Annotated in this window: 14 protein-coding genes; 12 read left to right on the plus strand and 2 right to left on the minus strand. The window is 38.3% G+C overall.

Features of this window, described 5'->3' with window-relative positions:
* Position 1: 1 nt before the first annotated feature.
* Both ACMX9J_RS20460 and hpf read left to right on the plus strand, forming a co-directional pair.
* Positions 2-340 (plus strand): hypothetical protein, encoded by a 339-nt coding sequence (locus tag ACMX9J_RS20460; protein ID WP_028412024.1) that lies wholly within the window; start codon positions 2-4, stop codon positions 338-340.
* Between the two features lie 188 nt (positions 341-528).
* Entirely contained in the window at positions 529-1080 is a 552-nt protein-coding gene (gene hpf, locus ACMX9J_RS20465; protein WP_013059750.1) for a ribosome hibernation-promoting factor, HPF/YfiA family, read from the plus strand.
* A gap of 73 nt (positions 1081-1153) precedes the next feature.
* On the opposite strand, the gene ACMX9J_RS20470 is transcribed toward hpf, so the two are convergent.
* Positions 1154-1558 (minus strand): GNAT family N-acetyltransferase, encoded by a 405-nt coding sequence (locus ACMX9J_RS20470; RefSeq protein WP_416226130.1) that lies wholly within the window; start codon positions 1556-1558, stop codon positions 1154-1156.
* Between the two features lie 226 nt (positions 1559-1784).
* Here ACMX9J_RS20470 and secA point away from each other — a divergent pair, with 226 nt between their 5' ends.
* From secA to cccB, 6 genes are all read left to right on the plus strand, one after another.
* Positions 1785-4301, plus strand: a complete 2517-nt coding sequence (secA, locus tag ACMX9J_RS20475) for a preprotein translocase subunit SecA (protein WP_416226131.1) — start codon at positions 1785-1787, stop codon at positions 4299-4301.
* 99 nt (positions 4302-4400) lie between these two features.
* A protein-coding gene (gene prfB, locus ACMX9J_RS20480; RefSeq protein WP_114896991.1) for a peptide chain release factor 2 occupies positions 4401-5499 on the plus strand; the annotation gives its coding sequence in 2 pieces (ribosomal slippage) (positions 4401-4463 and positions 4465-5499; 1098 coding nt in all).
* Positions 5500-5804: 305 nt separating this feature from the next.
* The gene (locus tag ACMX9J_RS20485; RefSeq protein WP_416226149.1) at positions 5805-7538 is read left to right on the plus strand and encodes an alkaline phosphatase D family protein; all 1734 of its coding nucleotides are present in this window, start codon (positions 5805-5807) and stop codon (positions 7536-7538) included.
* 26 nt (positions 7539-7564) lie between these two features.
* The gene (locus ACMX9J_RS20490) at positions 7565-7783 is read left to right on the plus strand and encodes a twin-arginine translocase TatA/TatE family subunit (RefSeq protein ID WP_028412028.1); all 219 of its coding nucleotides are present in this window, start codon (positions 7565-7567) and stop codon (positions 7781-7783) included.
* A 59-nt stretch (positions 7784-7842) separates the two neighbouring features.
* Positions 7843-8559 carry a twin-arginine translocase subunit TatC gene (gene tatC / locus ACMX9J_RS20495; protein ID WP_328171369.1) on the plus strand — a complete coding sequence of 239 codons (717 nt, stop codon included), beginning with the start codon at positions 7843-7845 and terminating at the stop codon, positions 8557-8559.
* A 124-nt stretch (positions 8560-8683) separates the two neighbouring features.
* Positions 8684-8998 (plus strand): cytochrome c551, encoded by a 315-nt coding sequence (gene cccB, locus ACMX9J_RS20500; protein ID WP_013059743.1) that lies wholly within the window; start codon positions 8684-8686, stop codon positions 8996-8998.
* 25 nt (positions 8999-9023) lie between these two features.
* Here cccB and ACMX9J_RS20505 read toward each other — a convergent pair whose 3' ends face one another.
* Entirely contained in the window at positions 9024-9560 is a 537-nt protein-coding gene (locus ACMX9J_RS20505; protein ID WP_416226132.1) for a flavodoxin family protein, read from the minus strand.
* A 338-nt stretch (positions 9561-9898) separates the two neighbouring features.
* On the opposite strand from ACMX9J_RS20505, the gene ftsE reads away from it, so the two are divergent.
* The 4 genes from ftsE (at position 9899) to ACMX9J_RS20525 (ending at position 14447) form a co-directional block, all read left to right on the plus strand.
* Positions 9899-10585 (plus strand): cell division ATP-binding protein FtsE, encoded by a 687-nt coding sequence (gene ftsE / locus ACMX9J_RS20510; RefSeq protein WP_013085414.1) that lies wholly within the window; start codon positions 9899-9901, stop codon positions 10583-10585.
* Positions 10575-11465 carry a permease-like cell division protein FtsX gene (gene ftsX / locus ACMX9J_RS20515; protein WP_014457813.1) on the plus strand — a complete coding sequence of 297 codons (891 nt, stop codon included), beginning with the start codon at positions 10575-10577 and terminating at the stop codon, positions 11463-11465. The genes ftsE and ftsX overlap by 11 nt, the downstream gene beginning before the upstream one ends.
* 160 nt (positions 11466-11625) lie before the next feature.
* Positions 11626-12834, plus strand: a complete 1209-nt coding sequence (locus tag ACMX9J_RS20520; RefSeq protein ID WP_176344887.1) for a peptidoglycan DD-metalloendopeptidase family protein — start codon at positions 11626-11628, stop codon at positions 12832-12834.
* A 173-nt stretch (positions 12835-13007) separates the two neighbouring features.
* A complete protein-coding gene (locus ACMX9J_RS20525) occupies positions 13008-14447 on the plus strand; it encodes a S41 family peptidase (RefSeq protein WP_028412032.1) in 1440 nt (479 codons plus the stop codon).
* The last annotated feature ends 19 nt before the right edge of the window (positions 14448-14466 follow it).

Raw genomic sequence — 14466 nt, forward strand, 5'->3', positions numbered from 1 at the left:
TATGATAAACGAACTGTATCAGATAACTGACGAGATTTACCGACTTACTCAAATATTTTCTGACAAAAATCGAGAAGAGGACATTCAGAAATTAGAGTATCTTCTATTAAAAAGACGTGACCTCATGGAGAAGCTGCCGCCAAAAAGTAGAGATCATGAATGGATGGGTAAGAAAATTGTCGAAATGAATAAGACGATTGATCAAAATCTGATCTTCATCCGGCATCGAATCATGGAAGATCTCCGTTTGCTAAAAGTGAAAAAAAAGCATAATAACAGCTATGTAAACCCTTACGAAATGAAATCGTTTGATGGGATGTTTTACGATAAAAAAAATTAATTTTGCGTAAAAAATACAACCCTTCTTCTTATGAAGAAGGTCTATTTTTTTGGTTTTTTCATAAACTTTTCTCAGGTTCCAAAAATTTTCACTAAATTTTCTAAAAATTTTAATAGTTTAGGAAGGGATTGTGTCGGGTATTGTAGAATTGTAGAGGTATAGCAATGGATTAAAGGAGGAGTTCGAACATGATGTATAACATTCGCGGTGAAAACATTGAGGTGACTCCAGCAATTAGGGAATACGTAGAGAAAAAGCTTGGTAAGTTAGAGCGTTATTTCGACGAGACACCAACTGCTGACGTAAATGTAAACTTAAAAGTCTACAATAACGATCAAAAAATAGAAGTCACAATCCCAATGAATGATCTCGTATTGAGAGCTGAAGAGACCCACAGTGATTTATACGCAGCTGTCGATCTTGTCCTAGATAAATTAGAGCGTCAAATTCGTAAACATAAAACAAAAGTGAATCGAAAAATGCGTGAAAAAGGTGCTGAGAAGTATCTATTTGCAGCATTAGAAAGTGAAGCGAACGTAGCTGTTGCAACTGAAGAGGATGAATTAGAGCTAGTTCGTACAAAACGATTTAATTTAAAACCAATGGATAGCGAAGAGGCTATTTTACAAATGAATATGTTAGGACATAGTTTCTTTGTATTTACAAATGCTGAGACAAACATTACAAACGTTGTGTACCGAAGAAAAGATGGCCGATATGGATTGATTGAACCAAACTAAAGGTTACAGTCTTTCTTAAATAAGAGCAGTAAAATAAAAGCAGCGTGCTTCCGCACGCTGCTTTTTTAGCTGTTTAAAAAAATAGTTCCATAACTACATAGCGTGTAGAAGATTTGGTGAATACACGCGTGGTTTCTTTCATTTTGAATGCCTGATAAAAAGATACTTTATTTTCTCGTGCGTTACACCAGACCCTTCGTATCCCAAGATTCTTGAGTTTGAACAAAACTTCTTTTAGCAAATGACTGCCGTACCCTTTTCCTTGTTCTTCTTTGAGCGTAGCAAATTTCCGGAATTGAGCTTCATCACCTATTATAAATAAGGAAACAACTGATTTTAACTCTCCTTTTTCAAACAGTCCATAGTGCATGCCTGATGGATCCTCTTTCAGCTGAACATAACTGAAATCTTTATGAGGCCACATGACGATATGTCGGACTTCCCAAGCTTGTTCTTTCGTAATCGTTTGAACGTTCATTCTACATCCCCCTTTTTTATTGTAAGAGTGAGGCAGGGAAAATCACAATAGAAAATAACTCCTTAATAGAGTAGTACTAGTAAAGAGACAGACGAAAAAGGGTACAAGTTGCTACTTGTTTAGCTGCAATGTTACAATTTTACTCAGAATGTTTTATAATGAAAGATACAGATATGAATGAAAATAGTATAAAATGTACTGATTATAAATAGAGGAGCGTTTTAATATGCTTGGATTATTTAAAAAAGTGTTTGACGGCAATCAGCGCCAAATCGGCCGTTTAGAAAAAATGGCGGACCAAATTGATGCGTTAGGTCCTGAAATAGCGTCTTTAACGGACGATCAGCTTTGTGAAAAAACAGCTGAATTTCAACAACGCTACCAAAATGGTGAATCGCTCGATAACCTATTAGATGAAGCTTTTGCGGTTGTACGTGAAGCAGCGAAACGTGTGTTAGGCATGTATCCGTACAAAGTTCAGCTAATGGGGGGTATTTCTCTGCATGAAGGGAATATCTCGGAAATGAAAACGGGTGAAGGTAAAACGTTGACAGCTACTATGCCTGTATACTTAAACGCCATTACAGGCAAAGGTGTACATGTAGTAACAGTCAATGAATACTTAGCGAGCCGTGATGCTAGTGAAATGGGTCGTTTATATGAATTCCTAGGCTTGAAAGTAGGGTTAAACTTAAACCATTTAACGCGTGAAGAAAAACAAGAAGCATATGCAGCGGATATTACGTATAGTACAAATAATGAACTAGGATTTGACTATTTACGTGATAACATGGTGCTTTATAAAGAACAAATGGTTCAACGTCCGCTTCATTTTGCTGTAATCGATGAAGTTGACTCTATCTTAATTGATGAAGCACGTACGCCGCTTATTATATCCGGCAGCGCACAGAAATCGACTGCGCTTTATATTCAAGCTAATGCATTCGTTCGCACGCTTGATAAAGAAACCGATTTTACTTTTGATATCAAAACAAAAAGCGTTCAGCTAACCGAAGAAGGTATGTCAAAAGCCGAGCGCGCATTTGGCATTGAAAACTTATTTGATATTTCACACGTAGCGCTAAACCATCACATCAACCAAGCGCTTAAAGCACATGTAACGATGCAAAACGATGTGGATTATGTAATTGATGAAGATCAAGTCGTAATCGTTGACCAATTTACTGGTCGTTTGATGAAAGGAAGACGTTTTAGTGACGGCTTGCATCAAGCTATCGAAGCTAAAGAGAACGTTGAGATTCAAAATGAAAGCATGACGTTAGCTACAATTACATTCCAAAACTACTTCCGTATGTATGAAAAATTATCAGGTATGACGGGTACAGCTAAAACGGAAGAAGAAGAATTCCGTAATATCTACAACATGCACGTTGTCGTTATTCCGACAAACAAGCCAATTTCACGTGATGATAAAGCGGATTTAATTTACAAGTCAATGGAAGGCAAGTTTAATGCGGTAGTGGAAGATATTGCCGAGCGCCACGCAAAAGGACAGCCTGTTCTTGTTGGTACAGTTGCGATTGAAACATCTGAAGTTTTATCAGCATTATTAAAGAAAAAAGGCATTCGCCATCACGTTTTAAATGCAAAACAGCATGAGCGTGAAGCGGATATTATCGAGAATGCGGGTCACAAAGGTGCGGTAACAATCGCAACGAATATGGCCGGTCGTGGTACGGATATTAAACTAGGTGAAGGTGTCGTTGAAGCTGGAGGTCTTGCTGTAATTGGTACAGAGCGTCATGAATCACGCCGTATTGATAATCAGCTCCGCGGACGTGCTGGACGTCAAGGGGACCCAGGGGTGTCTCAATTCTATCTATCCATGGAAGATGAATTAATGCGCCGATTTGGTTCTGATAATATGATGGCGATGATGGATCGTCTTGGTATGGATGATTCACAGCCAATTCAAAGTAAAATTGTAACGAGAGCTGTTGAATCCGCTCAAAAACGCGTTGAAGGTAATAACTTTGATGCGCGTAAACAATTGCTTCAATATGATGATGTTCTTCGTCAGCAGCGTGAAGTTATTTACAAACAACGCTTTGAAGTGCTTGATTCAGACAACTTACGTGCGATTGTAGAACGTATGATTGAATCAACGCTACAGCGTGTGGTTGAGGTAAATACACCGCGTGAAGAATTAGAAGAAGAATGGAATTTACAAGCGATTATTGATTACGTAAATGCTAATGTTCTTGAGGAAGGCGAAGTCACAGAAGAAGATCTTCGCCGTAAAGAGCCTGAAGAAATGGTAGAACTGCTGGTAGATCATGCAAAAGCTCGTTATAATGAAAAAGAAGAGCAGCTCCCTGAAGAACAAATGCGTGAATTCGAAAAAGTAGTTGTTCTTAGAGCAGTTGATTCTAAATGGATGGATCATATCGATACGATGGATCAGCTTCGCCAAGGTATCCACCTTCGTGCGTACGGCCAAACAGATCCTCTTCGCGAATACCAAATGGAAGGTTTTGCGATGTTTGAAAATATGATTGCAACCATTGAAGAAGAAGTGACGAAGTATATCATGAAAGCAGAAATTAACAACAACCTTGAGCGTCAAGAAGTAGCGCAAGGTCAGGCGGCTGTTCATCCAAAAGAAGGAGACGCGCCGGCTAAGAAGAAGCCAAAAGTAAATGCGATAGAAGTTGGCCGAAATGATCCTTGTATCTGTGGAAGTGGCAAAAAGTATAAAAACTGCTGCGGTAAAGAATCATAAAATAAGAGTCAATTAGTATAGAATGAACTAGTACAGGAAGGAAATGAGTCTTCTCATTTCCTTCCTGTGCGTCAAAAATAAAATAGAGGTGTTTAACTCATGGATTTAGTAGAAATTAAGCAAGAACTTGACAAAACAGCTAAGCGATTAGCGGACTTTAGGGGGTCTCTTTGACCTCGATACAAAACAAGCTCGTATCGATGAATTAGATGAGACTATGGCTGATCCAAATTTTTGGAATGACCAGCAGGCAGCTCAGACTGTTATTAATGAAGCCAATGGTTTAAAAGATGCAGTAAATCAATTTAACCACTTAGATGAAACATACGAAAATTTACAGATATCTCATGAACTTGTAAAAGAAGAATACGATGAAGATTTAGCAGAAGAACTAGTTAGTGAACTAAAAGAGCTTATTTCAGGCATGAACGACTTTGAATTACAGCTGCTTTTAAGCGAGCCGTATGATAAAAATAACGCCATTTTAGAATTGCACCCAGGTGCTGGTGGAACAGAATCACAGGATTGGGGTTCAATGTTACTACGTATGTATACGCGCTGGGCGGAGAAAAAAGGTTTCAAAGTAGAAACACTTGATTACTTACCTGGGGATGAAGCTGGTATTAAAAGTGTAACGCTTTTAATTAAAGGCCATAATGCGTACGGGTATTTAAAAGCTGAAAAAGGCGTTCATCGTCTCGTTCGTATTTCTCCGTTTGATTCATCAGGCCGTCGCCATACGTCATTTGTATCGTGCGACATAATGCCGGAATTTAACGATGAAATTTCAATTGATATTCGTACGGAAGATTTGAAGGTTGATACGTACCGTGCAAGCGGTGCCGGAGGTCAGCATATCAATACAACAGATTCAGCTGTTCGTATTACTCACCTCCCAACTAATGTAGTCGTATCTTGTCAGACGGAACGTTCACAAATTAAAAACCGTGAGCAAGCAATGAAGATGTTAAAATCTAAGTTGTATCAGTTAGAAATTGAGAAGCAGCAAGAACAGCTAGCTGAAATCCGCGGAGAACAAAAAGATATTGGATGGGGAAGTCAAATTCGTTCTTACGTATTCCATCCGTATTCGTTAGTAAAAGATCACCGCACAAATACGGAAGTCGGAAACACGCAAAGTGTAATGGATGGAGATCTAGATCCGTTTATTGATGCGTATTTACGTTCTCATATTTAATCAAAAGGCAGTATACCTCGGTATGCTGCCTTTTTTTAGTTGTTAGGACTTTGTAAAATTTGAATGAAGAAAAACGAGCGTAAAGAACTATTTGTAGATAGAAAATTAAGAAAATACAGAAATTTAAAGGTTGCTGTCGTCCGTTCGCTTATTTTGTCAATGAAATAAAATGGTTTAAAATACCTATTTTATGGTAAATGCTTCTTTACAATCCTTTATACCTCTTTTACAAACAGCTTTTATAATTTGAGTTAAATCAAGAGGAAGGGGCATGTGCAGTGGCAAATAAATCGTTACACGAATTAATAGAGCAAGTAAAACAGAACAGTTTTTCTTCGAGTAAAGGGTTTGATAGAAGGCGTTTTTTACAAGGAGCTGGAAAAGTAGCAGGAGTATCACTTGGCTTAACAATTGCTCAGTCTATCGGTTTAAATGCAGTAGAAGTTTCAGCGGCAGCGCCTAAATTTTCAAGTTATCCGTTCACTTTAGGCGTCGCATCGGGAGATCCTTTAGCAGATAGTATTGTTCTTTGGACAAGATTAGCACCAGACCCATTGAATGGCGGGGGAATGCCTAATCAACCCGTTCCAGTAAAATGGGAGCTTGCCGAAGATGAAGACTTTCATCGAATTGTCAAACGAGGAACAGAAATAGCTAGACCTGAACTTGCTCACTCTGTTCACGTTGATGTAAAAGGATTAAAGCCAGGCCGTATTTATTATTATCGATTTAAAAGCGGTCATGAGTTAAGCCCGGTTGGAAAAACAAAAACACTTCCTTCAGCAAATGCAGAAGTAGCCAGCATGACGTTTGCATTCGCTTCGTGTCAACAGTATGAACATGGTTACTTTACAGCTTATGAACATATGGTTAAAGAACGATTGGATTTTGTGGTTCATTTGGGCGATTACATCTATGAATATGGACCAAACGAGTATGTGGCTGCAAGCGGAAATGTTCGTACTCACAGCAGCGCAGAAATTCAAACGCTTCAAGACTATCGAAACAGGCATGCTCAGTACAGGTCAGATGCCAATTTGAAGTCTGCTCATGCTGCTTTTCCGTGGGTTGTGACGTGGGATGATCATGAAGTAGAAAACAATTATGCAAATGTAATTCCTGAAAAAGGACAATCAGTAGAAGCATTTATTCAACGCCGCGCGGCAGCTTATCAAGCTTATTACGAACATATGCCTTTGCGTCAAACATCCTTGCCTCACGGAACGGATATGAGATTGTATCGTGACTTTTCATATGGGAAACTAGCTTCCTTTCAAGTGTTGGATACGCGTCAATACAGAGACGATCAAGCAAACGGAGACGGAACAAAGCCGCAAACGCCAGAATCTCTTGATCCTAAACGTACGCTATTAGGGATTGAACAAGAAAAATGGCTTTTTACTAATCTTGAAAAATCAGCGTGTCATTGGAACGTACTGGCTCAACAAATTTTCTTTGCTCCCAGAAAATTTGGAACGGCGGCTAAGCCTACATACAGCATGGATGCATGGGATGGGTATACGGCGAATCGTCAGCGTGTTATTGATTTTATTGAAAAGAAAAAGTTGGACAACGTCATTGTACTAACTGGAGATGTGCACGCTAACTGGGCTTCTAATTTACACACGGATTTTGCCAATCTTAATTCAAGAATTATTGGTGCAGAGTTCGTTGGCACCTCCATCACTTCCGGAGGGAACGGAGCAGATAAACGAGCTGATACGGATAAAATTTTAAGTCAAAATCCACATCTCACATTCTTTAATGATTACAGAGGATATGTAAGGTGTACGGTCACTCCTGATATATGGCAAGCTGATTATCGCGTTGTGCCTTTTGTAACAGAACCTGGTGCGGAAATTTCAACTCGAGCTTCCTTTCAATATAAAAAAGATGGAAAAGGTATGACAGAAGTTGAAGTAAATAACGTGCCGCGTGGGCTAAAGATTTCTAAGGAAGTAGAGGAAGATCGTATGCGGGCACACGGGAAAGCACATGAAAAACAAGAGTTGAAAAAGAAAGAAAAAGTACAGCAGTAAATTGAGTAAGGGAAAGGAGGTCAAGTATGCTTTCTAATATTGGAATTCCTGGTTTAGTTATTATTTTGGTCATTGCGTTAATTATTTTTGGGCCGTCTAAGCTGCCGGAAGTTGGACGGGCGTTTGGGCGAACATTAACTGAATTTAAAGGAGCAGCAAAAGGGCTCGTATCAGATGATGAAAGTGTTAAAGAAAAGCAGGCAGCAACCGTTTCTGAACAAAAAAGGAATGAATCGACATTGTAAGTAAGGAAATAGACGAGGAAACTCGTCTATTTCTACTTGTCAGAAAGGAGAAATAGACAATGGGAGAAATGAGCTTGATGGAGCACCTTGAAGAATTGCGTGTTCGTATTATTAAAACACTTTGTGCATTTGTAGTTTTACTTATTGTCAGTTTTGTATTTGTACAAGATATTTATCAGTGGCTAGTGAAAGATTTGGACGGCAAGCTTGCTATACTTGGACCAAGTGAAATTGTATGGATTTATATGGTGATTGCATTTGTTTTTGCGCTTGCTTTTACACTTCCAGTAGCTGCTTATCAAGTATTTCGGTTTGTTTCACCGGGATTAAAAAAGGAAGAGTATAAGATTATGATTACCTTCATTCCATTCTTTTTTCTCTTATTTGTAAGTGGCTTGGGGTTTGGTTATTTTGTTTTATTTCCAATGGTTTTAGCATTTTTAACAGGTTTGTCGAATGATCAGTTTTCACTCATGTTTACGGCGGAGCATTATTTCCGTTTTATGCTTAATCTGTGTTTACCATTTGGTTTTTTATTTGAAATGCCTTTAGTTGTCTTATTTTTAACGCGTTTAGGGGTTCTAAATCCAGTGAGGTTAGCTAAAGCAAGGAAGTTATCTTATTTTGCTTTAATTGTGATATCTGTGCTTATTACTCCTCCTGATTTTATTTCGGATATTTTAGTCATTGTCCCGCTTCTGCTCTTATATGAGCTCAGTGTGACAATTTCACGCGTAGTATACAAAAAACGTTTAGGAAACGAATCAATTGCTTGACCTCATACATAAATACGATGAGAGAATTCATGAAATTGAAACAAAGTCCTTGTAAACAGAGTGTTTTAAACATTCTTGAGTAGGTTATAATAGAGTGAAAACTCTACAGCAAGGGGGAGAAGGCTTGAAAAAAGTATTATTAACGTTAACAATTGGCCTAGCGCTTGTTTTGTCCGCGTGCGGCGGAGGTAGTTCCAAAAATGAATCTGCCGGTGAATCTTCAGCGAGTGCAGAAGATATTGTGAAGAAAAACTGTACAGGCTGTCACGGTGTAGATTTAGGAGGAGCAAATGGGCCAAGCTTGCAGCATGTAGGCAGCAAGCACTCAGAAGCTGAAATTGAAAACATTATTAACAATGGTCAAGGCGGTATGCCAAAAGGACTGATTAATGAAGAAGATGCCAAAAAAGTTGCGGCTTGGCTGGCAAAGAAAAAATAAGACGGGTCTCCGTCTTATTTTTGTGTTAAAGCTGCTTTAATTGTTCATTTAAGACAATAGCTTGCTGTTGAGCTTTGACATCTTTTGCTATGTCTCCAGGTGCATTGGCTTCTCCAATGATGTATCCGCTAAAGGAAGAACCAATAAAATCGACAATGTATTGAAATTGCATAATAAGAGGAAGGGCCTTTACAGATGCGCCTGTGCCCCCGACTACTAATACATAGACGCGCTTATTTTTCATTTGTTCTTTAAAGTTGATTGTCGAATCTCTAAGGCTTTCAGACCAACGATCCACAAAGTTCTTCATCAATCCGCTCATACCGTACCAGTAAAGAGGCGTAACAAATAAAATAGTATCGTGCGTTGCCATCTTTTTCGCTATATCATAATAATCATCTTGTTGATTGGTAAATCCATGTTCATCGTGACGCATATCAGTAATGGGGTTAATGGTATGCCTACGTAAGTAAACTTCTTCAGTATTGATATCTTTTAAGACTGCTTTAGCCAATTCTTCCGTATTTCCGTTTTCCCGTGAACTTCCATAAATAGTGATCATGTTATCTCTCCTCATCGTTTTTCTTATTTATCATACCTTGTTTGTAAAAAAGTAGACATGAATGTGCTTTGTCTAACGATATTCGTAAAAAAATGAACAGCAAAAAACAACAGAATTAAAAATAAGGATAAATTCTCATACCCTGCTAAAAATATCCTACTTATGTCATATTTGAAATAAAAATGTAATATTTTTGGGGCTTATTTTCACGAAGAGTGATGTTATAATGAGAAAGCGCGTGAGAAGAGTCGAATTTTTGGTTTGAATTGTAGAGTTTTGTCGTATTTTGACAAGTTTTACATAGTATTAAAATAACACACTTGATTAGGTGATTACTTATGATTGAAATGCAAAATGTATATAAAACGTATCCGAACGGTGTAAAAGCAATCAATGGCATTAGCATCAAGATTAATCAAGGTGAGTTTGCTTATATCGTAGGACCAAGTGGAGCAGGAAAATCCACTTTTATTAAAATGATGTATCGTGAAGAAAAGCCTTCTTCAGGAAATATCATTGTAAACGGTGCAAATGTAGCAAAAATAAAAGATAGCAGAGTTCCTATCTTTAGACGTCATATTGGTGTAGTCTTTCAAGATTTCAAGCTGCTTCCAAAATTAACGGTCTATGAAAACATTGCTTTTGCACTAGAAGTAATTGAGCAAAGTCCCGAAGAAATTAAAAAGCGAGTGCTAGAGGTGCTAGAGCTTGTTAAGTTAAAGGGTAAAATGGATTCTTTCCCTGATGAATTATCTGGAGGAGAGCAGCAGCGTGTGTCTATTGCGCGTTCAATTGTGAATAGTCCTAAGGTTGTCATCGCCGACGAACCGACAGGGAACCTTGATCCGGAGACTTCATGGGAAATAATGGATATTTTTGAGGAGATTAATAAACGCGGTACGACTATTTTAATGGCAACGCATAACCGTGAAATTGTAAATACAATTCGAAAGCGCGTAATTGCGATTGAAAATGGAAATGTTGTGCGTGATGAAGTAAGAGGTGAATACGGATATGAAGGCTAGGACATTCGGTCGCCACTTACGTGAAGGATCTAAAAGTTTAGGAAGAAACGGCTGGATGACATTCGCATCTGCAAGCGCGGTTACCGTGACGCTCTTGCTTGTAGGCGTATTTTTTATGTTGATGATGAATTTAAACCACATTGCTAAATTGATTGAAAATGATGTGGAAATTCGCGTTCACGTTGATGCTGCAGCGACAGCGGATGATCGAAAAGCAATGAAAGAAAAGCTAGATGCAATTAAGCAAGTTGATACGGTGACGTTTTCTTCTAAAGATAAAGAGTTAAAAGATTTAATTAATAGTATGGGTGATGAAGGACAAGCTTTTGAACCGTTTGAGCAGCAAAACCCATTAAATGATGTGTTTGTTGTTAAAACAAAAGAGCCGACTGATGTCGCAAAAGTAGCTAAACAAATTGAGAAATATCCGTATGCAGCAAAAGTTCAATACGGACAAGATCAAGTTGAAAAGTTATTTAAAGTGCTGAAAGTAGCTCGTAATATCGGAGTAGTACTGATTTTAGGGCTTCTATTTACAGCGATGTTCCTCATTTCAAATACAATTAAAATTACGATTGTAGCTCGCCGTGAAGAGATTGAAATTATGCGCTTAGTTGGAGCCACAAACTCCTTTATTCGCTGGCCGTTCTTTATTGAAGGTCTGTTTTTAGGAGTGCTTGGTTCTATTGTGCCAATTGCTGTTATTATCGGTGTGTACAGCGTTTTATATAATGAAGTTCAGCCTAAGTTCGATGGATTCTTTGAACTTTTACCTGCTTTTCCATTCGTGCTTCAAGTATCGCTATTACTACTTGTAATCGGTGGTCTAATTGGGATGTGGGGAAGTACATTATCCATCCGTAAATTCTTACGAAAATAAAGATAGATTTTTAACATAATAGATTATAACAACCTCACATTTGATGTTTATCAGATGTGAGGTTGTTGTGTAATTACAGATAAAAATAGAAAAAAGTGCTAATGGGGGTCTTGCTAATGCCCGTTTATACGGGGAAATATGTGCAAATGGGGAGAAACAAATGACACGTAAGACATTAGTAATGACAGCAGCAGTTTTAGTTGGACTAGGTACAGCTTGGATAGGTAATGAAAAAGTTGCTTATGCAGAAAGTGCCAGCACTACTAAACTCAGTGATTTAGAGAAAAAAAGTAACGATGTGAACCAAAATATTAATCAAAATAAAGAGAAATTAAAAGAAGTTCAAGAACAGCAAAAAAACGAAGAAGCTGAGATTGCGCGTTTGGATTCAGAAGTCGGACAGACAAATGCAGACATCCGCAGCCGTGAAGCTGAAGTAGAAAAAGCAAAGCAAGACATCGAAAAGCTGAAAAATGAAATTAACGTTGTAAAAAAAAGAATTGAAAAACGAAATGAGCTATTAAAAAAGCGTGCTCGTGCTTTACAAGAAAACGGCGGGTCTGTGGATTACATAGATGTACTGCTAGGCTCTGAAAGCTTCGGAGACTTTATTAGCAGAGTGAGTGCGGTTTCGACAATTGTAGGGGCTGACCGCGATTTGTTAATGCAGCATGAAGCTGATAAAAAGGCAAAAGAAGAGAAAGAAACAAAAGTTCAAAACAAGCTAACGGAAGTAAATCAAGCGCTTGAAGAACTTAAAAATCTTCGTGCGCAGCTGCAAAAACAAGTGGATGAAAAGAATCACCTCATGCAAACGCTCAAAGATCAGGAAAAAGAATTTAATGAAGAAGCCGTTGGATTAGAAGAGCAAGCTTCTATTTTAGCCGATCAAAAAAATGCAGCACAAGCTCAACAGCAAGAAATTGAAAAAGCCGGGGCAACAGAGGAGGCACCACCTGTTACAAGCGGGTCGTTTATGAGGCCGGCAAAGGGCCCGGTAACATCTCATTTTGGATATCGAGAAACGTTTGGAAGAGGACATTACGGTATTGATATTGGAAAGCGAGGAGAAAGTGTGCCAGTTGTAGCCGCAGCAAGCGGAAAAGTAATTAGAGCATATCATTCTTCTTCTTTTGGTAATGCCGTATTTATTCGTCACAATGTCGAAGGTCAGACGTGGGTTACAGTTTATGCTCACTTAGAGAGCTACAGCGTCTCAAGTGGTCAATCTATCAATAAAGGTCAACAATTAGGTTATATAGGGAACACAGGACGTTCGTTTGGTGCTCACCTGCATTTTGAATTGCATAAGGGCGATTGGAAAGGCAAAAGCTCTGCTGTAAACCCTGAACGTTATATTAAATTTTAAGTTCCTAGCATACGTGGTACAAGCTCAACATATAGTTTAACAAAAAGGCATCGCACTTGATTTGTGTGGTGCCTTTTGCTACAAATAACACATGCATCCTTTTTATTACATAGTTTTGGTTGTATCTATTATAATAAGAAGAGATGGCTTAAGGTTGAGGAGGATGAAAGAACTTGAATCGGAAAATCGTTGCACTATTAATGGCACTCTCCTTAGTTGTTGGAGCAGCAGGTACATATTTTGGCATTCAGTATGCAAATGCTGGAACGGTCAGTACCCCCCTTACAACTTCTTCAAATGATAGTAAAGTGGAAAAGGAAGAGCTAGACAAAATCAAGCAGGCTTACGAACTGATATCTTCAAAATATTACAAAGATGTAGATGACAAAAAATTATTAGATGGCGCAATCCAAGGAATGGTACAAACCTTAGGAGACCCTCACTCATCTTACATGGATAAGAAAACGGCACAGCAATTCACGCAGTCTCTTGATTCATCGTTTGAGGGGATTGGTGCTGAAGTAAGCATGGTAGATGGAAAAGTAACAATCGTAGCTCCGTTTAAACAATCTCCTGCGGAAAAAGCAGGATTAAAACCAAATGATCAGATTTTAAAGATCGATGGTAAAAGTATCGCGGGTCTTGAATTGAATGAAGCGGTATTAAAAATTCGCGGTAAAAAAGGCTCTACCGTGACATTAGATGTTCAAAGACCAGGCGTGAAAGAAACGATGAAAGTAAAGGTTGTAAGAGATGAGATTCCAATTGAAACCGTCTATTCTTCTGTTAAAAATGTAAACAATAAAAAAATTGGTTACATGGAAATTACGTCATTCTCTGAGTCAACGGGAGACGAATTTACGAAACAGTTGAAAAAACTTGAAAATAAACATATTGATGGTTTAGTTCTAGATGTTCGTGGAAATCCTGGTGGCTATTTAACGAGTGTTGAAAAAATGCTCGATAAATTAGTAACGAATAAAAAGCCATACATTCAAATTGAAGATCGTAACGGTGAACGTCAAAAAGTGGTTTCTTCAATGAAAAAGCAAAAGGATTATCCAATTGTGGCCTTGATTGATGGAGGAAGTGCATCTGCTTCTGAAATTCTTGCCGGGGCATTAAAAGAAGCAGGCGGATACAAGCTAGTCGGTGAAAAATCCTATGGAAAAGGAACGGTTCAACAAGCTGTTCCAATGGAAGACGGCAGTAATTTAAAATTAACGTTCTATAAATGGCTAACGCCTGATGGAAACTGGATTAACGAAAAAGGTATAAAACCAACGGTAGAAGTCAAGCAGCCGGATTACTATTATGCAAATCCAATTCAAGTTGATAAAAAGCCATTAACACGTGATATGACAGGTGACCAAGTGAAGAATGCTCAAGTGATGCTAAAAGGCCTTGGCTTTGAACCTGGACGTACAGACGGATATTTTAGTAAAGAGACAGAAACAGCTGTAACTGCATTCCAAAAAGCCAATAAGCAAAAAGCTACAGGTGAAATTGATGAAGATACAGCAGCGCTTTTACAAACAAAACTATTAGAAAAAATTAAATCCAAAGATGAAGATCGTCAGCTTCAAACGGCTTTAAAGCTAGCTAGTCAATAAGAAGTAGAAAAAGTTCCGT

Origin of the sequence: Priestia sp. RMT2NF4, assembly GCF_047872835.1 — a bacterium.
In the GTDB taxonomy this organism is placed as follows: Bacteria; Bacillota; Bacilli; order Bacillales; family Bacillaceae_H; genus Priestia; species Priestia zanthoxyli.